Raw genomic sequence first — 23235 nt, 5'->3', positions numbered from 1 at the left:
TAACACTGCATTACTTGAAAATTACAGCACTTTATTTTTTGTTTGATACACATAGGCCAGGATTTCTGCCACAGCCTTGAAAAATTCCTCTGGGATGGCATCACCGATTTCAGCCTGGCTGTATAAAGCCCTGGCCAGGGGTCGATTCTCAACAGACATAATATCATTTTCCTTGGCAATCAATTTGATCTTCTGTGCGACAAAGTCAACACCTTTCGCCACTACGATTGGGGCATCAGACTTCTGTTCGTCATACTTTAACGCAATCGCGAAGTGGGTAGGATTCGTAATGACCACATCCGCCTTGGGAACTTCTTGCATCATCCGCCGCATTGCCATCTCTCTTTGCTTCTGCTTGATCTTAGACTTGACAAGAGGATCACCTTCAATATTTTTATACTCATCCTTCAAGTCTTGCTTTGACATACGGATACTTTTTTCATAATCATATTTTTGGTACAGATAGTCCAATAATGATAAAAATAGCAATGCTCCGGAAGCAAAAAGGCCCATTTGCAGCGTAAGCCCGGCAATGGTTGCCAATGCCGCACCAACACTCTTATTAGCGAGCAGAAGAACCTCGTCTAATCTCAACCACAGGACTGAGAAAGCGATCAAACCTACAAAGGTGATTTTGAGGATCGATTTTAGCAGTTCGACAATTGCTCTCATGGAAAAAATTCTTTTGAAACCGCTGATCGGATTAATTTTCTCAAGCTTCATCTGTATCGCTTCAGTAGAGAACATAAATCCGACTTGCATGTAATTAGCAGCCACCCCTGCGATCAACGCAACAATCATGACCGGACCGAGGAAGATGACCAATTCAGCCAATATTTCTAGAACGATGGATTCGATATTACTCGCAGTCAATTCCATAAACATATAATTCTGCAACGAATGGCGAAGGACTCCAATCAGCCTCTCCATCATCACTTGGCCAAAGAACATCAAAAACAAAAACACAGAGAGCAGGACAATGGCAGTATTGACATCCTGGCTTTTGGCAACCTGTCCTTTTTTCCGCGCGTCCTGTCTCTTTTTGGGAGTCGCTTTTTCTGTTTTCTCACCTGCAAAAAACTGCAGGTCTAACCTTAAAAATTCCATTTAAGCTCCTCCGATCAATTCCATCAAGCCTCTCATCGTTGCAAGCGTCGTGGAAAACAGATCCGATATCACCATGATCAGCACGCCCATCACCGCAATAAGTACGAGAAAGCTGACAGCGATTTTAACCGGCAGCCCGACCACGAATATATTCAATTGCGGAACGGTCCTTGCTACAATACCGAGCGCAACATCAACCAGGAACAAACTGCCGACCACTGGCAAGGACATCTGGAAGGCAATGATGAACATTTTATTGAAAGAGAGGATGATGAATTCCGCGATATTTCCATTCCCAAACGGAATTGTCACCTGATCGATCGGGACGAAATTATAACTGTAAAAAATACCGTCTATCAACAGATGATGGCCATTGACTGTCAATAAAAACAAAAGAGCAATCGTATATAGATACTGTCCCATCAACGGACTCTGTGCCCCTGTCTGTGGATCGATGACATTCGCAATCGCAAAGCCCATTTGGAAATCGATGAATCCCCCGGCAATCTGTATGGCTGCCATCATTAATGCCGCAATAAAGCCTATGAATAAACCAACCATTGCTTCCTTGATGACGAGCAGGAAATAAGTGCTGTCTATTGCGATTTCAGGCGCCCCTATTGAAGTAAACATTATGATAGAAAGCATGAATCCAAGCCCTACTTTATGGGAGGCGGGAATCGTCCGATATGAAAATAAAGGCATCATCAAGAAAAAGGACGTAACCCTTACAAAAATCAGCAGGAATGCCGGAAACGAAGGAATGAAATCTAGCATCCCATCAGCCTACAAACCTTGTAAGATTTGAAAAAATCTCAGTCGCATAACTCAGCATATAACTTAGCATCCATGGACCAAAGAAAATGACTCCAACCAGGACGGCCACAATCTTTGGAACGAATGCCAGCGTCTGCTCCTGTATTTGCGTAGTAGCCTGAAAAATACTGACAATCAAACCCACGACCAGCGCTAGAATCAACAAAGGCCCTGAGATCATTAAAACTGTATAAATTCCTCGTTCTGCTATTGAGATAACACCTTCTGATGTCATTTTCATTCACCTGCTTAAAAACTTTGTAATAATGATTTCACGACTAAATACCATCCATCGACCATGACAAAAAGCAAGATCTTGAATGGAAGTGAAATCATGACTGGCGGAAGCATCATCATCCCCATCGACATCAGGACACTAGCCACTACCATATCGATGACCAGAAAGGGGATGAAAATCATGAACCCGATTTGGAATGCAGTTTTTATTTCACTGATCGCAAATGCCGGAACAAGAGCTGTCAAGGGAATATCCTGAACCGATTCAGGTGTGTCCGCCTTAGAGTATTCAAGAAATAACGCTAAGTCCTTCTGCCTCGTATGGGCACTCATGAATTCCTTGAAAGGTATTGAAGCCCTGTCATACGCTTGCTCCAAATTGATTTCTTCATTAAACAAAGGCGTCAGAGCTTGTTCATTCACTTCATGGAAAGTAGGTGCCATGATAAAGAATGAAAGGAACATCGCAAGTCCGACCAACACCTGGTTAGGCGGCATCTGCTGTGTTGCAAGCGCCGTTCTGACAAAGGAAAGAACGATGATGATCCTTGTAAAACTTGTCATTAAAATCAAGATGCCTGGCGCAATCGAAAGTACAGTCAGCAGGAGCATCAGCTTCACGGATGTCGAAACACTCTCAGGAGCACTGCTGTTGAAAAACTCCATAAACTCATTCATCTTTTTCTGACCCTTTCTTTTGTATCTCCTCAAGCATTTTCTTTCTTCCGCTCGCCATATCATTCAACTGATTCTTCAGCAATGCGGAAAACTCTGAACGCTGATTGCCGCCATCTTTTTTCGCTCTTTTAAGCAACCTTGTCACAATATCGCTTGGCTGCACAAGCTGATCCATTTTATTGTTATATTCCTGGATGACTTGGCTGTACTCTTCCGGGTCGTCAATTTCTTTTAATAGCTGTATATTTTCTCCCACACCCACTATGAGCAGTTTATTGCCAGCTTTGACGATCTGTACTGACCTGTTTGCGCCAAGGCTGGTACCTCCGAGATTCTCAACAAGCTGAGAGCTTTTATACATGATGCTCTTCTTATTGATGAATTTGAGAAGGAAGTATATTAACGCTGCCACAAAGGCTGTAGCAAGGATCATCCTGAGAAAATCAAGGAAACCGACCCCTACCTGGGATTTTGTATCGTCTGATTGCTTTGTTGTCTTATCTGCCTGTCCTTCGTCACACGACTCAGGGTTCTTCATACAATCCTGTACGCTTTTATTTAGCTGCTCTGCGCTCGCCAAGCCAATTGGACTGAACAGAGCAGCTAATAAGAAAAGAATTGTCGAGGCAGTTCGGATTAATCTTAACAATTGCCGCACCCTCTACATGATATTGTTCACTAACCTAGTGTTTTGGAAATCGCTTCAATAACGCGGTCTGCCTGGAATGGTTTAACGATGAAATCTTTAGCGCCTGCCTGGATTGCATCGATGACCATCGCTTGCTGGCCCATCGCTGAACACATGATAACCTTTGCATTCGGATTGATTTTTTTGATTTCCTTTAATGAAGTGATCCCATCCATTTCTGGCATGGTTATATCCATTGTGACAAGGTCAGGCTGGAATTCTTTGTATTTCTCAAGTGCCTGTGCACCATCTGCTGCTTCTGCGACGACCTCAAAGCCGTTCTTCGTCAAAATATCCTTAATCATCATTCTCATGAAAGCCGCATCATCTACGACTAAAATCTTGTTCGCCATTGAAATTCCCCCTGAAGATTATTTTAATTTTTTAATGCGGTCGCTCTGGCTGATTATATCGGTAACCCGGACACCAAAATTCTCATCGATGACTACAACTTCACCCTGGGCAATCAGTCGGTTGTTAACGAGGATATCGACTGGTTCTCCAGCGAGTTTGTCCAGTTCAATGATTGAACCTGAACCGAGTTCAAGGATATCTTTCACTGAACGTTTCGTCCTGCCGAGTTCTACTGTCACCTGCAGCGGGATATCAAGAAGCATATTCAGGTTCTTTGTTTCCGCCTGCTGCGGCTGTACCGTCTCAAAGCTGGAAAACACTACTGGCTGAACCGTAGGCTGTGCACCTGCCATTACATTGCCAAAGTGCTGAGGGCCTGACTGCATAGGCTGGGAATATCCATGTCCCTGCGGAATCCCCTGATAGGCTTGCTGCTGATAATAAGCTGGCTCCTGATGTCCTTGAAACTCCGGCTGTTGCACAGGCTGATAATAAGCATTATTTTGGTTTTCCTGTATTGGACTAGCATGGCTTTGTTCAACCGGATTGCTTTCCGGGATAGCTGGAGCCGGTTTTTCAGGTACTGTCTCCTGGGCTGCTCCTGGATTCAATAGTTCATCAACCAGGCTCTTCGCGAAAGTGACTGGCAAAAGCTGCATAATATTTGAATCTATTAAATTGCCAATCTTCAACGAGAATGATACCTTCACCAAAATATCATCTTCAGGAATCGACTCAGTGCCTTCCCCTTCAACCACATTCAACAAATTGATATTGGGAGGTGAAATATCCACTCTTTTACTAAATACTGTCGACATTGAGGTAGCTGCAGATCCCATCATCTGGTTCATGGCCTCTTGTACGGCACTTAGCTGTATTTCATCAAGTAAATCTCTTGGATTTAATCCATCACCGCCAAGCATAAGGTCGGCGATGATCGCCGCGTCATTTTGCTGGATGACAAGCATATTGCTGCCGGTAAAACCTTCTGTGTAATGAACCTGTACGGCCACATATGGATCTGGAAATGCATCTTCCAATTTTGACTTGTGCACCACTGTAACCGTAGGAGTATTAATTTCCACCTTCTGGTTCAGTAAAGTTGATAGTGCCGTGGCTGAACTGCCGAATGATATATTGCCTATTTCTCCTAATGCATCTCTTTCCATGAAAGAAAAATAGTCATCCACGTTCATTGTACTTTCAGTTTCTTCTGCTTCATCAGATGTTCCTCTTAGAAGCGCATCTATTTCATCTTGAGATAACATGTCATCGCTCACCATCATCGTCTCCCCCCTTAAATGTATCAAACACTTGAATGGCTAATTTTTTGTTCAATTTCCCTGGCTGTCCAACAAATTTAGGGATATCTCCGACTTTTATCAGTAAAGGCTGGTCTATTTGCTGATTCAGTTCAATTACATCACCTATATCAAGCATCAGGAAGTCCTGGACCGAGATTTCAGATGATCCTATCTCAGCTGTAATTGAAACATCAGCCTTCTGGATTTCACTCTGCAGTACTGAATTTTCGATAGGCAAGCTTTGTTTCTTATCGGACTGCATCCAATATTTCACTGATAACTTAGGAATGATTGGTTCAAGGACCACGTGAGGAATACAGATATTGATCATTCCGCTTGCTTCTCCGATTGTGGTATTCAGTGAAATGACCACGACGGTTTCATTTGGTGAAACCATCTGCAAGAATTGCGGATTGATTTCGAATTCTGAAAGCTGCGGATCGATATCGGAAATCGAGCCCCAAGCCTCCCGGAAATTTTCAAAAGCTTTCTCAAACATATTAGACATGATCCTGGTCTCGATCTCTGTCAAGCTGTCAACTTTGTTATGGCTTGCGCCTTTTCCTCCTAGCAGCCTGTCCATCATTGCGTAGGCAATGTTGGGATTAACCTCCATCAGGATCCTGCCCTCGAGTGGTTCTACATCAAAGACATTCAAGATTGTCATCTTTGGAATGGAGCGGATGAATTCCTCATAAGGAATTTGATCAGCGGATGCGACAGTAATATTGACATATGTCCTCAACTGAGCGGAGAAAAAAGTAGTCAATAACCTGGCAAAGTTTTCATGGATCCGGGTAAGGCTGCGGATTTGATCCTTCGAGAAACGCAGAGCTCTTCTAAAATCATAAACTTTAACCCTTTTCTCTACTTGTTCCTTCTTTAATTCATCGGCATCCATTTCACCTGTTGATAATGCTGATAACAAAGCATCAATTTCGCTTTGCGATAGTACCTCTCCCGACACACTCCTCACCTCCATATGGTTACGTAAATTTCATTCATCTGTTATTGGAGGAGAGAACCTGTTATGTAGACCTTTTCGACCTTTCCGTCAAGCATCAGGCCATTTATCTTCGCTTTGAGGGTTTCTTCAAGGTTCATCTTGCCTTCCTTGCCTTGCAGCTCTTCTGCCTTTTTCTCGGATAGTTCATAAATAATCAGGTTTTTCACCTGGAAATCTCTCTTTTCCAACTCTTCCTTAGCTTTTTTGCCGTCTGTTTCAATTTTAAAAGATATTTTAATAAAATCATTCGATGCAAGGTTCGTCGTGACCTCGGGAATGTCTACGGAAGCCTCCAGCACCTCATCGATGCTTGGCTCTTTTTCACCATCTTCAGCCGTAAGTTTCATAACTGCTACAACTGCTACAGTCCCTACGAGTAAAATGGCTACCAGCATGACCGACATAATCATTACTAGCTTATTATTCTTCATGATTCTGTTCCTCCACCATTCGCCCTCCAAGAAGGCCGACACTCTTATAAAATTCCTTGATCAACTTGCTCACTTCTTCTTCGCTTTCCTTTACGACATACTTTCGTCCATTGGTTAAAGTAATCGTTGTATCTGGAAAAGCCTCCACTACTTCGATAAATAATGAATTAATCCTAAATGATTTGCCGTTTAATTTCGTTACTTTGATCACATTAATTCACAGGGGCTAAAAGGATGACCCTATTAGCCCTGCTCCTCTCCTAGTCTATCGTTTTAAGTTTACGAGCTCCTGGAGGATTTCATCAGATGTTGTAATGATTCTTGTGTTTGCCTGGAAACCACGCTGAGCCGTAATCATTTCAGTAAATTCCTCAGAAAGGTCTACATTGGACATTTCAAGCGCTCCAGCCGCAATGGATCCTCTTCCTTCACCAGCAACATTGATATTGGCCGTTCCTGAGTTAACCGATTCCTGGAATGTGTTATTTCCTACTTTGGAAAGTCCTGATGGATTGCTGAATTTAGCAAGTGCCAATTGACCAAGTGTCAAAACCAGACCATTTGAGAAAACACCATTAATTTCACCAGTAGAGCCAATGTTGAAGCTTTCAAGTGCGCCCTGGGTGTTGCCGTCAGGGTAAGCGTTAGCGTCCATGCTGCCGCCTTCTTTTGTCAAATCCTTGACTGGCATTTGTACAGTCAGGTTTCTGACTCCATTATTCCCGTCATTAACCTTTAGGGTCAGTGGCAAATCTGCAGGTGGATTGGCAGGATCATAATCTGGAATAGTGATAGTTTGTTCAACAACATTGGCATTTGGATTATCAGGGTCCACAGTGATTGACCTATCTATAAAAGATAGATTCCAGGATCCTTGAGATGCGTTAACAGGCGAGATTTTCAAATCAATTACGTGCTCAATGCCTTGATCATCCACAACCTTGATTTGCTGAAGCAATTCAGAATTACCCTTAGCATCCTTCGGAAGGTTACCCTTCATCACAAGCTCAGTCGTCTGTTTAGCAGGCAACAAAGCATTTACATTGACAGTGATATCTTCCAACTGACCAATTTCATTATAGGATTGCACCTTCAAGCCCTCACCAGTAACGAGTGTTCCGTTATCATCCAAATAGAAGTTTCCGGCACGTGTGTACATTTGGGATTGGCCTTGTTTTACAACGAAATAGCCATCACCTGAGATCGCGAGGTCGAGTGCGCGCCCTGTTGTCTGCAAGCTGGATTGTGTATCGATCAAGTCGATGCTGGCAATCGTGGAACCGAGCCCAACCTGCATTGGGTTTTTTCCGCCCTTATTCTCCGTAGCAGCACTTGCGCCGGAAATCGTTTGGTTCATTGTGTCTTTAAAAGTAACACGGCCCTTTTTGAAACCGTAGGTATTTACATTGGCAATATTGTTGCCGATTACATCAAGTTTTGTTTGGAAGTTTTTCATTCCGCTGATTCCTGAGTACATTGAACGAAGCATTTCTTATAACTCCTTTCGATTTAGGGGCTGCTTCAATCAGTCCACAGCCCAGGCCTCCGTAAAGGTCCAGCCTATTCATTTTTAGTTTTCCATTACAATAGTTCCATTGATATTGGTGAATATTTGTTCCGCTGCTTCCTGCCTGCCCATCGCTGTGATGACCGTGTTATTTTTAGCACTGACAATCAACGCTGCGTCTTTCAGCAGTACAAGCGAATCACTCACGCCCTTGGCCTTCGCCTGACTAACTTTTTCCTCAATCCTGTTCCAGCGGTCCTGGGATATATTGATTCCCCGTTGCTCCATCCGTTCAGTTGCATGCTTGCTTATCGTAAGTCCATTCTTTGATTGAATTGCACTCTGCAATTGAATGGAAAAAGGTGTTTGTGTTAACGGATTGGCTTTTACAGGTTTTGGGTGATTCCTGTTAACAGGCAGTGAATGAATTGGACGAAAATTCGTTTTATCCATTACATCACTTCCTTGTGTTATTGAATTTTGGTTATCTGTGAAGAAATGATGCTTGTGCCATTTTCATCATCCAGCAAATAGGATGTTTTCCCGTTCTTAAAGGAAACTGAAAGGACATTTGCTGATTTCTCTTGCTGATTTCCATCTAGATAAGTAACAGCCTTTCCTATCAACATACTCGCCTGCAGCATGTGATTCTCACTTGATAATTCATTGATCTGGGAAATATTCGCCGGTTCCAGGGTCGTGCCGTCTTCTAGTACAAATGAAACAGTATCTTCCTTGAACTGGACAGAAGCTACTTTTCCATTCCCCTGTTTTACGGTTTCCTCACCATTGGCACTCTCTATCTTGTGCCAGGTAACATCCTTGCCCACGAACTGGCTGTAGGATATCATTTTATTCTGCTGTTCAGCCTGCACAAATCTGTCGATTGACTTACCCATATTCGTGATTTGCTCTAGAGTTGAAAATGTCGCCATTTGAGCAATAAAATCTTTATCCTGCATCGGGTTCATAGGATCCTGGTTCTGCAGCTGGGTCATCAGGATTTTTAAAAAGTCATCTTTCCCAAGAATATCCGAACCAGCTTTCCTGTCCTTTTGAAGATTGGACAGCAAATAAGTAGAATTAATCGTATTCACCATTGTCTATCTCCTAAACTTCAGTATTTAACAGTGCTTCTTCAAAGGAGAGATTAAAGTCCCTCTTTTCATCTTTCTTTTCTTGCTGACCTCTGTCTGGCTGTCTCTGCTGCTGCTCCGAATCCTTACTCAGGAATCGTTCCTGCTGCTGCTGAGTCACCTCAATCTTATCCACGGAAAGGTTCTGCGCTGCAAATGCCTGCTTCAGTCCATTGATTTGTGCTTCAAGCGTTTCTTTCGCCGTACCAGTTGAAGTAATAATTCTCGCCATCATACTTTGGTCCCTCTGCAAAATCTCGATGCGGATGCTGCCCAGATGCTCAGGGAATAATTTGATGAATAATTTTTGTGTTCCCCCATTGTTCATGAATTGCGATTTAGCCAGAATCGACTCAAATTGCTTCATGAGCTGTTCTGCTGAAACTGGCCTTTCCGGGCTGCTCATCGTTAATACCAGCTGCTCTACCCTTGTCATTTGTGGCAGGAAACCAAGTGTAGCTGCTGGCCCGTCCGTCTTTAAACCAGAGTTTTGGTCTACGAAACTAGCAACTTCAGTAAACGTTTGTTTCGTAACAAGGTTTAGTTCCCTTGCTAACTGGGTAAAACGTTTTTGTAAATAATCTGCATGGGCATTGTTATGATTTGTTTCCAAAAGGCCCTTTAGTGATTCACCAAGGTTTTTCAGCGATTCCTTTAAAGAATCAGAGGTTGTTGATACCTGGCCATCAGCATATCTGCTCATTAATTCAATTAGCTTTAATGCCTTTAAGGCTTGTACATCACTTTTGTCTAACTTCCCCAATAATTCATCTCCAGACTTATTGGCAATCCCTGATAGAATAAGCGCTAAAGATGACAGCAGCTCATCGTCAGAGGCAATGTTCAATCCTTCTTCATTAGTGGACCACTTTTGGATAAAAAGCCTAAGATCTTCTTCATTAATCCCTAAGTGTGATAGCGCCTTACTTAATAGATTCCCAGATTCCGAAGTCAATGAATCCAAAAGCTTCATTCCATCTTCCATTTCTGCGAGATCCGTTACGTTAATCATTTCTGCAAGCGCACTAAGAGCCTCTAGCTTTTCTCCAGCTTTACCAGTTTCCTCTGCAGCGGCTTGATGTGTTTTACCAGATAAAGCTGTCGACATAAATCCGGCAAAGCCTCCTTCAGCTCCTGCCTTTTGGACTGTTTTCTGGTTTCCCAACGTGAGGGCATTAACAGATCCAAGTGCTCCTATTTGCATTTTCTCACCTCCTCCCAAGTCCAGTACAACTAGTTTCCGCTCGTTTCGTTTGTCAATAATTCTGTATACTTCGCCGCTTCTTCGGCCGGGAGCTTTTCCATGATGGCAGCAAGTGATTCTGGCTTGATATTGGTCAGAATCTTTACCGCTTCTCCCGTTTCCATATTGGAAATGATCGGCGCAGCGCTTTTAGCTGACATTGTTTCATAGGTTTTGACGATCTCCCGGAAGGCTCGCTTATTTTCTTCCTGGATTGCTGTCAATTCCTCGATTTGTGCTTGCAGCTGTGCTTTTTCCAGTTCCATTCGTTTTAACTGTGTATCCTTGCTGTCGATTTTCGACTGCAGTTGGTCCATTTTTGCTTCCCGGTCTTTAATTTCCGCTTCAAGACTGATGATATTCCTTTCGAATTCCTCGGTAGATGGCTGGTTTTCTTCCTTCACGTACTGAGAGATGAAAGGCAACTTGCCTCCTATGTCTTTGGCTGTTTCAAAAATATTGATTCCCAGGATCGAAAGAGCAACCAGTGCAATTACGACCGCAAACAGGCTTGGTATAGCCACCACCATTAAAAACGCATGGAACTTATTGTCTTCCTGACTTTCCTTTTCCTCCACATTCTGTGCCATTTCATCACCTAATTTCCCGGTTCATGTATTGCTGAATCGAGACTTCGTCCATCATCATGTTTTCTGCATATTTTTCAGCTGCAAGAAATTGAAGATGGTCTTTCTCTTTGATTTTTTCGTACTTCTTTACTTCCTGATTTTTTTCCATCAGCTTCACTTGTTGAAAATTCATGATATTTCTCGCGTTCATCACGACTTTTTGATAGTGATCAATTGATTTTTCAAGATTTCCGATAAACTGTTGATGGTGTCGTATTTCCTGGACTGGCAAACCATCCAGTAGCCGGTCTGATTGGAAACTCTCAAGATCTTCTTTTTTCTTAAGGAGATGATAGAGCCTGTCAGCAGCTTCTTCGAATTTTTTGACTGAATCCTGGTAAACGACTTGAGCTTCATCCACTTCCCTTGTCTTGAGAGAAAGGATTTTATCAAACTTATATTGATAACGCATTGAACCATCAACCTTTCCTTACTAACTGCAATAAAGCCTGGACACTTTCATTGATTGAAACTCTTTCATTGGTCCCTTGTTTTAAAAAATTCAGTATCTGAGGGTATCTCATAATCGCTTCATCTATTTCGGCAGATGTTCCTTTTTTATATGCACCGATATTGATTAGGTCCTCGGCATTGATATAGGTGCTTAATAATTCCCTCAATCTTTCTGCTGCTTTCACATGTTCATCCGAAACGATATTGTTCATGATTCTGCTAATGCTTTTTAAAACGTTCACTGCTGGGTATTGGCCCTTATTCGCTAAATCCCTGTCCAATACAAAGTGTCCATCCAGGATTCCCCGCACCGTGTCGGCAATTGGTTCATTCATGTCATCACCATCCACCAGCACGGTGTAAAACCCTGTTATCGAACCAAATTCATTTGTCCCTGTCCTCTCGAGAAGCCTTGAAAGAATGGCGAATACGGAAGGAGTGTAGCCTTTTGTGGTAGGAGGCTCACCAACTGCCAGCCCTACTTCACGCTGCGCCATGGCTACCCGTGTAACAGAATCCATCATCAACATGACGTTCAACCCTTTGTCGCGAAAATACTCTGCGATGGCTGTTGCTGTGTAGGCACCTTTTATTCGCATCAGTGCAGGCTGGTCAGAAGTTGCGACAACCACAATTGAGCGCTTCAACCCTTCCGGCCCTAGGTCACGTTCAATGAATTCCCTGACTTCCCTGCCGCGTTCACCAATCAGCCCAATAACATTCAGGTCTGCTTTTGTATTTCGGGCAATCATTCCCAATAACGTACTTTTCCCTACACCACTTCCAGCAAAGATCCCAACACGCTGGCCGCTGCCAACTGTGAGCAGGCTGTCAATCATCCTTACTCCAACTTCGATTGGTTCCGAGATTGGCGGTCTGCTCAAAGGGTTGGGAGGATCTTGTTCAGTGGGAACGGCTGCCAGTCCTTTCGGCAAACTGGTTTGGTCGAGCGGAACTCCCAGAGAATCAACGACTTTCCCGATCAGACCAGGTCCCGCCTTGATTTCGAGCGGTTTCATTGTCGTTTCTACGAGACTGCCTGGTGATATATCATGGATAGATGTATACGGCATCAAGATGACACTTTCATCTTTAAACCCGACAACCTCCGCCTGGATTTTGCGTTTTTTCTTGGTTCCTACATGAATGAAGCAAACATCACCTATTGAACTTTCAGGACCCTGGGATTCAATCATCAAGCCAACAACTCTTTTAACACGTCCGTAACGTTTAAAACTATCCAAAAAATCGACATGCTCCATTAGATCCTTGGCCTTCACTATTGTTCACTCTCCAGCAATTCAAACAGCTTAATTTTGATTTCTTCCAATTGGCTGTCTACACTTGCGTCAATCCTGCCATTTTCCGATTCGATGATACAAGCTGTCTCCACCAGATCATCATCCGGGTAGATATAAAAATCAATATCCTTTGGGAAGATGGCAATCAGTTCTTCTTTATGAGCAATCAATTCCTGGTAATGTTTTGGATGTACATGCAGCTGGATATCCTTATCATCTCTCGAGTTTTTCAAGGCTCGTTTCACAAGCGGAAGAAAACCTTCATCTGCAGCCAGTTTCTCACCAAGTATTTTTCCAGCAATTTTCACTCCAAGATCAAGAACGACCTTTTCGGATGAGTCTATATGATTTTGGTAATCCCGTTTTGCTGCATCCACCGTTTCCTGAGCAAACATGATTGATTGACGGTATTCTGCGTAACCTTGGTTTTGGCCTTCTTGATAGCCTTGCTCAAATCCAATTTGCCTTGATTCCTCGGCTAATAGAGATCTTTGCTGCTCCCATTCCAGCTTTTCCTGATGAATCTGCTGCCGGATCTGCTCTGCTTCTTCCTTAGCCCTGGAGACAATGCGATTTGCTTCTGCTGAAGCGTTATCAAGGATTCTCCTTCTCTCATCTTCTGTATGAGTGAAGACCTGTGGAACATCTTGTTGGTTCGTTGCTTCCAGTATTCGTATGGAAATAACCTTTTTTTCTGCAGACACTGTACTCGTGTATTGAGATTTGATAAGCCTAGACAATGATATCATCTCCTCCGCCACGGGCGATGACGATTTCACCAGCTTCTTCCAGACGTCTGATGATCGCGACAATCCTGGACTGTGCTTCTTCAACATCCCGCAGCCTTACAGGACCCATGAATTCCATTTCATCCTGGAAGGTTTCTACCATGCGCTTAGACATATTCTTGAAGACAATCTCTTTCACTTCATCACTTGATACTTTAAGAGCAAGCATGAGATCTTCGTTTTCACAATCTCTGATCACGCGCTGAATTGCTCGATTATCCAGTGTAACGATATCTTCGAACACGAACATCCGCTTTTTGATTTCCTCGGCGAGTTCTGGGTCCTGGATTTCCAGTGCATCGAGAATTGTGCGCTCTGTTGCCCGGTCTACCCCGTTCAAAACATCAACAACAGCCTCAATGCCTCCGGTTTGTGTATAGTCTTGTGTAACAGTGGCCGAAAGCTTCCTTTCAAGAATCTGTTCCACCTCATTGATTATTTCGGGTGACGTACTGTCCATCACCGCAATACGACGGGCAATATCCGCCTGGACTTCCTGCGGCAGTTCAGATAAAATCTGGCCGGCTTGAGCCGAGTCTAAATAAGAAAGTATAAGGGCAATCGTTTGCGGATGCTCGTTTTGAATGAAATTGAGTATTTGTCCTGCATCCGCTTTTCGTGCAAAATCAAACGGCCTTACTTGCAGCGATGAGGTCAATCTATTAATGATTACGGCTGCCTGGTCGGTTCCCAGAGCTTTTTCCAAAACGGTTTTCGCGTAACCGATTCCACCTTGCGTGATATAATCCTGCGCTAAAGCAATACTGTGGAACTCTTCGAGAATTTCTTCCTTAGCCATCGAGTCAACCTTCTTCACACCAGAGATTTCAAGTGTAAGTTTCTCGATTTCTTCTTCACTTAAATGCTTATAAACCGAAGCAGAAACATCTGGTCCAAGTGAGATCAGGAGGATTGCAGCTTTCTGTTTGCCTGTTAATTCTTTTTGGTCTTTCCTCACCATTGAGCCTCCTCCCTAATCTTCAGATATCCATGTTCGCAATAATTTCGCGAAATCCTCTGGCTTTTCTTTCGCCATTTTTTCCAGCTGTTTTTTCTTCATCGTGCCTTCTGTCTCGAATTCCTTATTCACATCAGGAACACGAACTTGCTCATATTTTTCTTCCATTACATATTCTTCTTCCACAACATTCTTCCTGGATCTCATGAACAGAAGCAGCAGGACGATAATAGCAGCGAGCAATAATCCGCCAACAAGGTACACCCACCATGGCAACTTTTCCTCAACCTGGTTTTCAAATGTGACCTTTCCATTGAATGGCTGTACTGATACAACGACCTTATCCTCTATTAACTCATCGGTCAGCTCAGTCCCAAGAGCATCCTTATCAATTGTTGTCCTGACGATCGTACTCAGGATTCTTGTAATGTCTTCTACCCTTTCTTGAGGGAGCGAATTTTCGTCATCCGGTGTCGGAGGTTCTACCATCACCTGGATTCCGAGGTCGCGCACCTTGTACGGGCTTTCGGTAATTTCCTTGCGGATTCTGCTTACCTCATTGTTAATCGTTTCTTCGACTCTTTCATAATCGCCATTCCCATTTGCACCTTCCAGGTATTGCGATCCGGTCGTCTCTCCCGGATTTCCTCCTTCAGGAATCCCTCCGGCCTGATCGGCGTTTCCTGTGAATGTTTCAGTAATTCGCTGCGCGCTGATTGCGATTCCTTCCATATTTTCCTGATCAACAGGCTCAACGATGTTTTCTTCCCTGTTTTCCTGGGTAAAGTCAACATCGGCGGTTACTGAAACAACTACCTTATCATGGCCCATAAGGGTGCCAAGCATATTTTGTACTTGCCTTTGAACATCTCTTTCAATCTCTTGTTTAATCTGATGCTGCGAAGCGAAAGAGGCACCGCTGGAATTTTTTTCATTTTTTAAATCAAAGTACTCAAAAAATTGATTCATGATGACGATATTATCTGTAGGAAGGTTCGGGACGCTTTTTGATACCAGGTGGTAAAGCGCGGTAATCTGTTCTTCTTTAAATTGATATCCCGGACTTGTATTAAGTACGATGGAAGCCGATGCTGGCTGCTGATTGTCACTAACAAAAATGCCCTTTTCAGGCAGGTTGATCATGACATTGGCATCATTAACCCCGTCGATGCCTTTCATTAGATTTGCTAATTCCGACTGCATCGCTTCTAGTTTCAGAACAAGGAACTCATTATCTGTCATGCCCATGCCCGCATTTTGACTAAAAAAAGAATAATCAATACTCCCTGACTTTGGGATCCCCTCGGCTGCCAGTTCTACTTTCAAGCTATCAACCAGTTCTTCTGGAACAAGGATTGTTTTGCCCCCATCGGAGATCTCAGATTTTATGCCCCTGGCATCCAGACTCTCTTTGATACTCCCTGTTTCGGCAGGTGATAGATTGCTGTAAAGCGGCACAAGGGATGTCCTCGATGTTAAAAAGGCTGTAAGGATGGCAACTGTCAAAACAAAGAAAATAGACGCACCAAAACTGATTTTCTGTTTTCTGGTACGCCCTTGCCAGAAATCCTTCATTGTATGTATATACTTTTGAACGGTTTCTTTCATTTCAATCCCCCGGTTATTAAGTCTCTTCTTTTTATACAGCTAATAACCGATCTAATCTTAGTTTTTAGCCAATTTATTAAACTTGCATTCTCATCATTTCCTGGTAAGCTTCTACCACTTTATTTCTGACTTCCATTGTAGCTTGCAGTGTGATGCTCGCCTTCTGGCTTGCAATCATGACCTGATGAAGGTCAACGTTTTCCCCACGAGCCAGTTTTTCTGTCATTGCATCTGATTGAAGCTGTGTTTTATTTAAATTTTCAATAGATTGCTTAAGTACGGACGAAAAACTTTTTTGTGCTTCGTATGGTGTAGATGTGGGAGTAGACACTTTTGTTTCAAATGGTCTGACCATTTGGCTGACAGAATTAATCCCAGCTGAGTTCATTTAGTTATCTCCTTATTTTCCGATCTCAAGAGCTTTCATCATCATGCCCTTGGAAGCGTTAAAAACTGTGACATTAGCTTCATAAGAACGAGTCGCGCTTATCAGATCCACCATTTCCCTTAAAGGATCCACATTCGGGTAAGCAACATATCCTTCTTGGTTCGCATCAGGATGTTCAGGGTCATATACCATCTTAAGGGGATTTTCTCTATCCTCTATTATCCTTGATACTTTAACACCATTTCCTGCACCCGCTGCTTCCGTTTTCCCCATTGCTTTATTCAGGAATGATGCAAAATTCCCTTCCTTAGGTTCAAGGACGACCATTTTCCTGCGGTATGGCTCCCCATTCACTCCCCTTGTCGAATCTACATTCGCCATATTGGAGGAGATGACATCCATCCTTAGGCGCTGAGCAGTCAAGGCTGAGGCTGTTGTGTTCATGCTATGAAACATGGTCATTCTTACTTACCTCCCCTAATGACTGTTTGGAGAGAGTTGAATTTTCCATTAATCCTCTCAGTCAGTGCGTTATAGTAAATTTGGTTTGTGGCCAGATCGGCCATCTCTTTATCCAAATCAACACTGTTCCCATTTTCGTTATAATTCACGTTCGGTTTGCCAGCCACTCCAGGCAAGGAGCTCGCCCTGCTGGTGAATTCATAATGCCGGGCATCTGATCTCTTCGCTTGAAAGGATTGTCCCGTCACTTCCTGTAACACTGCCTTAAAGGAAACATCCTTTGCTTTATAGTTCGGTGTATCAACATTCGCGATATTCTGCGAAATGACTTTTTGCTTCGCAGATGAATAGTTCAACGCATGTTCGAGGGTTGATACTGTGTTTGAAAACAACTTCAATTTTTGCACCTCGCAATTGCCACTTTCATTTATTTTGCTGAATTTTGTAATTCCTTGCTGAATTTCGTCATTATATCCCTAATTGTAAAGAATCTGAAATAATCTGTCTATGTACTTTCGGTTAATTTTTATCATGCATAGTGCTCATTTTTTAAAATAGTATAAAAGACCTATAAGTTTACTTTTATTTATATTTTTTATAAATCACCCCATATTTTTGTAAAGTATTTAAAAATAAATAGGAATAACGATAGATAAAATATTCTGCCATTAAATACTCATAAGGTTAAATTACCTATGCCCGAGCATTCTATTTCCATTATTTACTTTCTAAAAAATCACTTTTAAAAGAAGTTTTAAAAGAGAGGTGTAAAAATCCCGCAATGTATTTGTAACATTACAGGATTAAAAAGTTATTATTCGGCAATTATATTACATCGTTCTCTAATAATCCTAAAAAAAAAAATCATAAAAAAAATCCGCTGGATACCAGCGGATTTTTTATTCATTAATTACTTTTAAGCTTTTCAAGTTCAAATAGGAACTTGTCGTTTAATACTTTGATATACGTTCCTTTCATTCCAAGAGAACGGGACTCGATTACGCCAGCGCTCTCGAGCTTGCGCAGTGCGTTAACGATTACGGAACGAGTGATGCCGACTCTGTCAGCAATTTTGGATGCAACTAGCAGGCCTTCTTTACCGTTAAGTTCTTCGAAGATGTGCTCAATCGCTTCAAGTTCACTATAAGAAAGGGAACTGATCGCCATTTGCACTACTGCTTTGCTGCGTGCTTCATCTTCAATCTCTTCTGCCTTCTCACGAAGAATTTCCATACCTACAACCGTTGCACCATATTCTGCAAGTATTAGGTCATCGTCGTGGAACTGCTCTTGTAGACGGGCAAGGATCAATGTTCCCAAGCGCTCACCGCCACCGATGATTGGCACAATTGTTGTCAATCCGTTTTTGAAAAGTTCTCTGTTCTCAACCGGGAAGGCTGTATACTCACTGTCAACATCCAAATTCGAAGATGTTTCCTGGATATTGAAAAGATTTTTTGTATACTCTTCCGGGAACTGGCGGTCTTCAAGCATTTTGACCATGCGCTCATTCTCGATTTGCTGATTGATCGCGAAGCCTAATAGTTTTCCTCTGCGGCTGACAACAAAGATGTTTGCTTCGATTACTTCACTTAGTGTCTCTGACATTTCTTTGAAGTTTACCGGTTTGCCGGCAGCTTTTTGGAGCAGGGCATTAATTTTTCTAGTTTTTGATAGTAAGTCCATTGTTTCTTCCTCCTATTTGCTTCAAACACAATTACATTTATTTTAATTTCTGGCTAGTTTCAATACTTCAGCACAATAGGCAGCCTTTATTTGTCTACCCTATTGAGTTTGCATTAAAACGATAAACCATTATAATATGAACTGGCTTAAATCTTTGTTTCTTGAGATAGCGCCAAGTTTTTCTTCTACATACTGCGGAGTGATCGCTACTTTCTCCAGGTTGATGTCTGGAGCTTCAAAGCTAAGGTCTTCCAAAAGCTTCTCAAGGATTGTCTGCAGCCTTCTGGCTCCGATATTATCTGTATTCTGATTCACATCATAAGCGACTTCAGCTATCTTACGAATAGCATCGTCAGAAAATTCAATTTGTATACCTTCTGTTTCCAATAATGCTTCATATTGCTTTGTAAGCGCGTTATCAGGTTCAACCAAAATCCTGTAAAAGTCTTCAACGGTCAGCTTAGTAAGCTCCACCCTGATGGGGAATCGCCCTTGCAGTTCAGGTATCAAGTCTGAAGGCTTCGCCATATGGAATGCTCCGGCAGCTACGAATAAAATATGGTCTGTTTTTACAGGGCCATATTTCGTGTTTACTGTCGATCCTTCTACAACCGGGAGTATGTCTCTCTGAACACCTTCACGCGAAACATCCGCACTTGATCCTCCGGAATTCTTGCTGGCAATCTTGTCGATTTCATCAATGAAAATGATGCCTGCCTGCTCAGCACGATATGTAGCTTCCTGGGTTACCTCATCCATATCAATCAGCTTTTGGGCCTCTTCATTGATTAATACCTTCCTTGCCTCACGAACAGGAAGCTTTCTTTTCTTCCGCTTCTTAGGCACCAAGCCACTCAAAGCATCCTGCATGTTCATTCCCATCTGTTCCATTCCAGAGCCCTGGAGCATATCAAACATGGAAGGAGCCTGCTCCTCGACTTCTACAGTTACCAGCTCATCCTCAAGCTCTCCTTGATCGAGCTTTTGCTTGATGACTTTACGCTTTTCGAATAATCCTAAGTCTTCTGATTGATTATTTTCTTGTTCAGGCTGCTGTTGGCTTCCGCCGAACAACATTTCCAGCGGATTTTTGTAATTGACGGATTTTTTAGCAGAAGGAACCAGAAGTTCGACAAGTCGGCGGTTTGCATTTTCCTCTGCCGGTTCTTTAACACGCTCCATTTTTTCCTCTTTTACAAGCCTGATTGAGGTTTCAACAAGATCACGCACCATTGACTCGACATCACGGCCAACATAACCCACTTCGGTGAACTTGGTCGCTTCGACCTTGACGAAAGGAGCCCCTACTAATTTAGCCATTCTTCTGGCAATCTCAGTTTTACCTACGCCAGTAGGACCAATCATCAGGATATTCTTCGGGATGATTTCATCTCGGATATTTTCAGCCAGCAAGCCACGGCGGTATCTATTCCTAAGAGCAACTGCCACAGCCTTCTTAGCATCCTTTTGGCCGATTATATACTGGTCCAGCTTTTCAACGATCTGCCTTGGAGTTAAATTTGTCGTTTGTTTCACACTCAACACTCCTTTTCTGTTACAGTTCTTCCACGATAATATTGTGGTTTGTGTAAACACAAATGTCAGCAGCTATTTCCAATGAAGACTTCGCAATTTCCCTTGCTGTCAAGTGTTCTCCAGCATATTGCTTCAATGCGCGGCCAGCAGACAAAGCATAATTCCCTCCAGAACCAATTGCAAGTATGCCATCATCTGGCTCAATCACTTCACCCGTTCCGGAAACAAGAAGCATATCAGTCTCATTCAGCACGATCAGCATCGCTTCAAGCTTTCTAAGAACCTTATCACTTCTCCATTGCTTTGCAAGTTCAACTGCCGCTCTTTGAAGATTTCCATTGTATTCTTCCAGCTTGCCTTCAAACATTTCAAACAGCGTGAAAGCATCTGCGACAGAACCGGCGAATCCTGCGATTACTTTACCATTAAACAACTTTCGTACCTTCTTAGCTGTGTGTTTCATCACTACAGCATTCCCGAAAGTTACCTGGCCATCGCCTGACATAGCGCACTTCCCTTTATGTTGCACAGCAAATATCGTTGTGGCATGGAATTCTGACATTCCTTCGTCCTCCTTTTGGCTTAAGCCCTCGGATGATGTGACATATAAATATTGCGCAAGTGCTCTTTGGTAACGTGAGTATATACTTGAGTTGAAGACAGGAAAGCATGCCCCATGAGCTCCTGGACAGTCCTCATATCCGCACCATTGCTCATCATATGTGTTGCAAAGGTATGGCGGAGTTTATGGGGATGGATCTTTCCAGTCAAGGCAGAGTTTTCGATCAATTTATTCAGGATTTCCCTGATCCCTCTGTCAGTAAGTGGGCCGCCACGGAAATTTAAGAATAAATGGCCATGATCTTCTTTCGTCTTTAGAAGCTCTGGTCTTCCATTTTTTATGTAGTCTTCAATTGCATCCTGTGCAAAACTTCCGAAGGGCACATATCTATCCTTTTTCCTTTTTCCATGAATTAAAACTGTCGATAGAGATAAATCTATATCCTTCAGAGTTATTTTACAGCACTCACCAACACGGATTCCTGTAGCGTAAAGTAACTCCAAAAGGGCTTTGTTCCTCTTACCGATTGCAGTTTCGGTTTCACATGCTTTGAATAGCTGGGAAAGCTCCTCTTCATAAAAAAAATCTGGCAGCCGCTTTTCCAGTTTCGGGATGGATACGAGGGAAAAAGGATTATCACCTGTCATTTTTTCACGGAGCAGGAACTTATAAAAGCTGCGCATACATGAAATCCTGCGGGCGACTGACTTTCTGGACAGCTGTTGGCCGAATAATTTCGTGAGGTATATTCTTGTGTCAGCATACTCAACTTCATCCAGACTTTTCAGGCCTTGTTCAGACATGAACAAAAAAAATTCCCTAATATCATGTTGATAATGTTCAATTGTATATTGTGAGTAATTTTTCTCAATTTGTAAATATTCTATAAATAAGTTTAAAGAATTGTTCACATTTGCTTCCATCCTGTCACCTCACAAGGGCTACTAAATAGTATCATATTTATATAGCCCTAGCAATAGAAATTACAAATTTTTCACAAATTTCTGAATTGTTTCCAATGCTCTGGTAGCATGCTTCTCATTGCGTTCTTGCTTACCCTTGATTTTCTCTGGAAGATCAGGGAAAAGCCCGAAGTTTGCATTCATCGGCTGGAAGTTCTTCGCATTAGTTGTGGTAATATATCTGGCCATGCTGCCCATTGCTGTTTCATGTGGGAACTCGACCGGATCTTCACCTTTGACAAGACGTGCAGCATTAATGCCTGCAATAAGACCGCTTGCTGCTGACTCTACATATCCTTCTACCCCAGTCATCTGTCCAGCAAAGAATAAGTCTTCTCTGTTCTTGAATTGATATGTTGCCTTTAACACCTTAGGCGAGTTGATGAAAGTGTTACGGTGCATAACACCATAACGGACGATTTCAGCGTTTTCAAGACCAGGGATCAGTTGAATTACTTCCTTCTGCGGCCCCCATTTAAGGTGTGTCTGAAAGCCTACAATATTATAAAGTGTCCCAGCAGCATCATCCTGGCGCAGCTGTACGACAGCATAAGGGCGCTTTCCTGTTCTCGGATCCTCGAGTCCAACCGGCTTCATCGGTCCAAAAAGCATCGTCTTCCTTCCTCTTTGGCCCATGACTTCAATTGGCATGCAGCCTTCAAAAAAGATTTCTTTTTCAAATTCCTTAAGAGGGACAGTTTCTGCAGAAATCAACGCTTCATAAAAGCGGTCGAATTCTTCCTCAGTCATTGGGCAATTCAGGTATGCTGCTTCCCCTTTGTCGTATCGTGATTTCAAGTAAACCTTTTCCATGTCGATGCTATCCTTCTCGATGATCGGTGCAGCAGCATCATAAAAATAAAGGTACTCTTCACCAGTCAGCTCTTTTAATTGCTGAGAAAGAGCCTGGCTTGTCAATGGACCAGTAGCAATGATGGTTGGCCCCTGTGGAATTTCAGTCATTTCCTCGTTAAATACAGTCACATTTGGATGTTCCTTCACCCGGCTTGTAACTTGTGCCGCAAACTCGTGACGGTCTACTGCCAAAGCCCCGCCCGCCGGTACAGCACATGCGTCTGCTGCCCCAATGATGACAGAATTCAAGTTTCTCATTTCTTCCTTTAAGACTCCAACTGCATTTGTTAATGTATTAGCTCTCAGAGAATTGCTGCAAACCAGCTCAGCAAATTTATCAGTATGATGTGCAGGGGTCTGTTTAACCGGCCTCATCTCGTACAAGTTCACTTTGATGCCTCTTTCAGCAAGCTGCCAAGCAGCCTCGCTTCCGGCCAAACCGGCACCAATGACATTTACAGTAGCTTCAGACATATCTATTTCCTCCAGTAGCTATTAAAAATTAAGTGTTTGCTTCTTCTAGTCCTAGTTTCCACCAGT

At 42.8% G+C, this 23235-nt stretch carries 28 protein-coding genes; all 28 read right to left on the bottom strand.

The window, feature by feature from the left end; all coding sequences use genetic code 11:
* Window positions 1-21: 21 nt before the first annotated feature.
* A complete protein-coding gene (gene flhB / locus RH061_RS08400; RefSeq protein WP_311075321.1) occupies window positions 22-1107 on the bottom strand; it encodes a flagellar biosynthesis protein FlhB in 1086 nt (361 codons plus the stop codon).
* Entirely contained in the window at window positions 1108-1884 is a 777-nt protein-coding gene (gene fliR, locus RH061_RS08395; RefSeq protein WP_311075320.1) for a flagellar biosynthetic protein FliR, read from the bottom strand.
* Window positions 1885-1888: 4 nt separating this feature from the next.
* On the bottom strand, window positions 1889-2158 hold the full coding sequence (gene fliQ / locus RH061_RS08390; protein WP_167831738.1) for a flagellar biosynthesis protein FliQ: 270 nt from the start codon (window positions 2156-2158) through the stop codon (window positions 1889-1891).
* 14 nt (window positions 2159-2172) lie between these two features.
* On the bottom strand, window positions 2173-2838 hold the full coding sequence (fliP, locus tag RH061_RS08385) for a flagellar type III secretion system pore protein FliP (RefSeq protein ID WP_167831739.1): 666 nt from the start codon (window positions 2836-2838) through the stop codon (window positions 2173-2175).
* On the bottom strand, window positions 2831-3496 hold the full coding sequence (locus tag RH061_RS08380) for a flagellar biosynthetic protein FliO (RefSeq protein WP_396654864.1): 666 nt from the start codon (window positions 3494-3496) through the stop codon (window positions 2831-2833). Before RH061_RS08380 ends, fliP begins: the two co-directional genes overlap by 8 nt.
* A 20-nt stretch (window positions 3497-3516) precedes the next feature.
* Window positions 3517-3879, bottom strand: a complete 363-nt coding sequence (locus RH061_RS08375; protein ID WP_079508438.1) for a response regulator — start codon at window positions 3877-3879, stop codon at window positions 3517-3519.
* An 18-nt stretch (window positions 3880-3897) separates the two neighbouring features.
* Complete coding sequence (gene fliY / locus RH061_RS08370) at window positions 3898-5163, bottom strand: flagellar motor switch phosphatase FliY (RefSeq protein WP_311076323.1); 1266 nt, start codon at window positions 5161-5163, stop codon at window positions 3898-3900.
* Window positions 5150-6151 (bottom strand): flagellar motor switch protein FliM, encoded by a 1002-nt coding sequence (gene fliM, locus RH061_RS08365; protein WP_311075316.1) that lies wholly within the window; start codon window positions 6149-6151, stop codon window positions 5150-5152. The genes fliY and fliM overlap by 14 nt, the downstream gene beginning before the upstream one ends.
* 41 nt (window positions 6152-6192) lie before the next feature.
* Window positions 6193-6621 (bottom strand): flagellar basal body-associated protein FliL, encoded by a 429-nt coding sequence (gene fliL, locus RH061_RS08360; RefSeq protein ID WP_311075314.1) that lies wholly within the window; start codon window positions 6619-6621, stop codon window positions 6193-6195.
* Window positions 6611-6832: a flagellar FlbD family protein gene (locus tag RH061_RS08355; protein ID WP_311075312.1), complete on the bottom strand. Its 222-nt coding sequence runs from the start codon at window positions 6830-6832 to the stop codon at window positions 6611-6613. The genes fliL and RH061_RS08355 overlap by 11 nt, the downstream gene beginning before the upstream one ends.
* Window positions 6833-6886: 54 nt before the next feature.
* Window positions 6887-8110: a flagellar hook protein FlgE gene (locus tag RH061_RS08350; protein ID WP_311075310.1), complete on the bottom strand. Its 1224-nt coding sequence runs from the start codon at window positions 8108-8110 to the stop codon at window positions 6887-6889.
* Between the two features lie 81 nt (window positions 8111-8191).
* On the bottom strand, window positions 8192-8581 hold the full coding sequence (locus RH061_RS08345; protein WP_311075308.1) for a TIGR02530 family flagellar biosynthesis protein: 390 nt from the start codon (window positions 8579-8581) through the stop codon (window positions 8192-8194).
* 17 nt (window positions 8582-8598) lie between these two features.
* The gene (gene flgD / locus RH061_RS08340; RefSeq protein ID WP_311075306.1) at window positions 8599-9228 is read right to left on the bottom strand and encodes a flagellar hook assembly protein FlgD; all 630 of its coding nucleotides are present in this window, start codon (window positions 9226-9228) and stop codon (window positions 8599-8601) included.
* Window positions 9229-9238: 10 nt separating this feature from the next.
* Complete coding sequence (locus tag RH061_RS08335; protein ID WP_311075305.1) at window positions 9239-10468, bottom strand: flagellar hook-length control protein FliK; 1230 nt, start codon at window positions 10466-10468, stop codon at window positions 9239-9241.
* Between the two features lie 29 nt (window positions 10469-10497).
* Entirely contained in the window at window positions 10498-11097 is a 600-nt protein-coding gene (locus RH061_RS08330) for a MotE family protein (RefSeq protein WP_311075303.1), read from the bottom strand.
* A 4-nt stretch (window positions 11098-11101) separates the two neighbouring features.
* The gene (gene fliJ, locus RH061_RS08325; protein ID WP_311075302.1) at window positions 11102-11548 is read right to left on the bottom strand and encodes a flagellar export protein FliJ; all 447 of its coding nucleotides are present in this window, start codon (window positions 11546-11548) and stop codon (window positions 11102-11104) included.
* Between the two features lie 7 nt (window positions 11549-11555).
* Window positions 11556-12851, bottom strand: coding sequence for a flagellar protein export ATPase FliI (gene fliI, locus RH061_RS08320; RefSeq protein WP_396654889.1), 1296 nt, complete (start codon window positions 12849-12851; stop codon window positions 11556-11558).
* A 17-nt stretch (window positions 12852-12868) separates the two neighbouring features.
* On the bottom strand, window positions 12869-13639 hold the full coding sequence (gene fliH / locus RH061_RS08315) for a flagellar assembly protein FliH (protein ID WP_311075300.1): 771 nt from the start codon (window positions 13637-13639) through the stop codon (window positions 12869-12871).
* Window positions 13623-14639, bottom strand: coding sequence for a flagellar motor switch protein FliG (gene fliG / locus RH061_RS08310; protein ID WP_167831751.1), 1017 nt, complete (start codon window positions 14637-14639; stop codon window positions 13623-13625). Before fliG ends, fliH begins: the two co-directional genes overlap by 17 nt.
* Before the next feature lie 12 nt (window positions 14640-14651).
* Window positions 14652-16244 carry a flagellar basal-body MS-ring/collar protein FliF gene (gene fliF / locus RH061_RS08305; protein WP_311075299.1) on the bottom strand — a complete coding sequence of 531 codons (1593 nt, stop codon included), beginning with the start codon at window positions 16242-16244 and terminating at the stop codon, window positions 14652-14654.
* A gap of 76 nt (window positions 16245-16320) precedes the next feature.
* On the bottom strand, window positions 16321-16599 hold the full coding sequence (gene fliE / locus RH061_RS08300) for a flagellar hook-basal body complex protein FliE (protein ID WP_311076322.1): 279 nt from the start codon (window positions 16597-16599) through the stop codon (window positions 16321-16323).
* A gap of 45 nt (window positions 16600-16644) precedes the next feature.
* A complete protein-coding gene (gene flgC, locus RH061_RS08295; protein WP_311075297.1) occupies window positions 16645-17094 on the bottom strand; it encodes a flagellar basal body rod protein FlgC in 450 nt (149 codons plus the stop codon).
* A 2-nt stretch (window positions 17095-17096) separates the two neighbouring features.
* Window positions 17097-17492: a flagellar basal body rod protein FlgB gene (gene flgB, locus RH061_RS08290; protein WP_311075295.1), complete on the bottom strand. Its 396-nt coding sequence runs from the start codon at window positions 17490-17492 to the stop codon at window positions 17097-17099.
* Window positions 17493-18000: 508 nt separating this feature from the next.
* On the bottom strand, window positions 18001-18780 hold the full coding sequence (gene codY / locus RH061_RS08285; RefSeq protein ID WP_311075294.1) for a GTP-sensing pleiotropic transcriptional regulator CodY: 780 nt from the start codon (window positions 18778-18780) through the stop codon (window positions 18001-18003).
* 129 nt (window positions 18781-18909) lie between these two features.
* The gene (hslU, locus tag RH061_RS08280; protein WP_311075292.1) at window positions 18910-20316 is read right to left on the bottom strand and encodes an ATP-dependent protease ATPase subunit HslU; all 1407 of its coding nucleotides are present in this window, start codon (window positions 20314-20316) and stop codon (window positions 18910-18912) included.
* Between the two features lie 19 nt (window positions 20317-20335).
* The gene (gene hslV, locus RH061_RS08275) at window positions 20336-20878 is read right to left on the bottom strand and encodes an ATP-dependent protease subunit HslV (RefSeq protein WP_311075291.1); all 543 of its coding nucleotides are present in this window, start codon (window positions 20876-20878) and stop codon (window positions 20336-20338) included.
* Between the two features lie 20 nt (window positions 20879-20898).
* Window positions 20899-21801, bottom strand: a complete 903-nt coding sequence (xerC, locus tag RH061_RS08270; RefSeq protein WP_311075290.1) for a tyrosine recombinase XerC — start codon at window positions 21799-21801, stop codon at window positions 20899-20901.
* Between the two features lie 60 nt (window positions 21802-21861).
* On the bottom strand, window positions 21862-23169 hold the full coding sequence (trmFO, locus tag RH061_RS08265) for an FADH(2)-oxidizing methylenetetrahydrofolate--tRNA-(uracil(54)-C(5))-methyltransferase TrmFO (protein ID WP_311075288.1): 1308 nt from the start codon (window positions 23167-23169) through the stop codon (window positions 21862-21864).
* Window positions 23170-23235: the final 66 nt, after the last annotated feature.

This window comes from Mesobacillus jeotgali, from assembly GCF_031759225.1.
GTDB lineage: Bacteria > Bacillota > Bacilli > Bacillales > Cytobacillaceae > Mesobacillus > Mesobacillus jeotgali_B.
This window is presented reverse-complemented; position numbering and strand designations above follow the sequence as displayed.

Excerpts from the sequence above, each read along its gene's own strand:
- flhB (WP_311075321.1), bottom strand. The coding sequence starts at position 1,107 with ATGGAATTTTTAAGGTTAGACCTGCAGTTTTTTGCAGGTGAGAAAACA.
- fliR (WP_311075320.1), bottom strand. The coding sequence starts at position 1,884 with ATGCTAGATTTCATTCCTTCGTTTCCGGCATTCCTGCTGATTTTTGTA.
- fliQ (WP_167831738.1), bottom strand. The coding sequence starts at position 2,158 with ATGACATCAGAAGGTGTTATCTCAATAGCAGAACGAGGAATTTATACA.
- fliP (WP_167831739.1), bottom strand. The coding sequence starts at position 2,838 with ATGAATGAGTTTATGGAGTTTTTCAACAGCAGTGCTCCTGAGAGTGTT.
- RH061_RS08375 (WP_079508438.1), bottom strand. The coding sequence starts at position 3,879 with ATGGCGAACAAGATTTTAGTCGTAGATGATGCGGCTTTCATGAGAATG.
- fliY (WP_311076323.1), bottom strand. The coding sequence starts at position 5,163 with ATGGTGAGCGATGACATGTTATCTCAAGATGAAATAGATGCGCTTCTA.
- fliL (WP_311075314.1), bottom strand. The coding sequence starts at position 6,621 with ATGAAGAATAATAAGCTAGTAATGATTATGTCGGTCATGCTGGTAGCC.
- RH061_RS08350 (WP_311075310.1), bottom strand. The coding sequence starts at position 8,110 with ATGCTTCGTTCAATGTACTCAGGAATCAGCGGAATGAAAAACTTCCAA.
- RH061_RS08345 (WP_311075308.1), bottom strand. The coding sequence starts at position 8,581 with ATGGATAAAACGAATTTTCGTCCAATTCATTCACTGCCTGTTAACAGG.
- flgD (WP_311075306.1), bottom strand. The coding sequence starts at position 9,228 with ATGGTGAATACGATTAATTCTACTTATTTGCTGTCCAATCTTCAAAAG.
- RH061_RS08335 (WP_311075305.1), bottom strand. The coding sequence starts at position 10,468 with ATGCAAATAGGAGCACTTGGATCTGTTAATGCCCTCACGTTGGGAAAC.
- RH061_RS08330 (WP_311075303.1), bottom strand. The coding sequence starts at position 11,097 with ATGGCACAGAATGTGGAGGAAAAGGAAAGTCAGGAAGACAATAAGTTC.
- fliJ (WP_311075302.1), bottom strand. The coding sequence starts at position 11,548 with ATGCGTTATCAATATAAGTTTGATAAAATCCTTTCTCTCAAGACAAGG.
- fliI (WP_396654889.1), bottom strand. The coding sequence starts at position 12,851 with ATGGAGCATGTCGATTTTTTGGATAGTTTTAAACGTTACGGACGTGTT.
- fliH (WP_311075300.1), bottom strand. The coding sequence starts at position 13,639 with ATGATATCATTGTCTAGGCTTATCAAATCTCAATACACGAGTACAGTG.
- fliG (WP_167831751.1), bottom strand. The coding sequence starts at position 14,639 with ATGGTGAGGAAAGACCAAAAAGAATTAACAGGCAAACAGAAAGCTGCA.
- fliF (WP_311075299.1), bottom strand. The coding sequence starts at position 16,244 with ATGAAAGAAACCGTTCAAAAGTATATACATACAATGAAGGATTTCTGG.
- fliE (WP_311076322.1), bottom strand. The coding sequence starts at position 16,599 with ATGGTCAGACCATTTGAAACAAAAGTGTCTACTCCCACATCTACACCA.
- flgC (WP_311075297.1), bottom strand. The coding sequence starts at position 17,094 with ATGACCATGTTTCATAGCATGAACACAACAGCCTCAGCCTTGACTGCT.
- codY (WP_311075294.1), bottom strand. The coding sequence starts at position 18,780 with ATGGACTTACTATCAAAAACTAGAAAAATTAATGCCCTGCTCCAAAAA.
- hslV (WP_311075291.1), bottom strand. The coding sequence starts at position 20,878 with ATGTCAGAATTCCATGCCACAACGATATTTGCTGTGCAACATAAAGGG.
- xerC (WP_311075290.1), bottom strand. The coding sequence starts at position 21,801 with ATGGAAGCAAATGTGAACAATTCTTTAAACTTATTTATAGAATATTTA.
- trmFO (WP_311075288.1), bottom strand. The coding sequence starts at position 23,169 with ATGTCTGAAGCTACTGTAAATGTCATTGGTGCCGGTTTGGCCGGAAGC.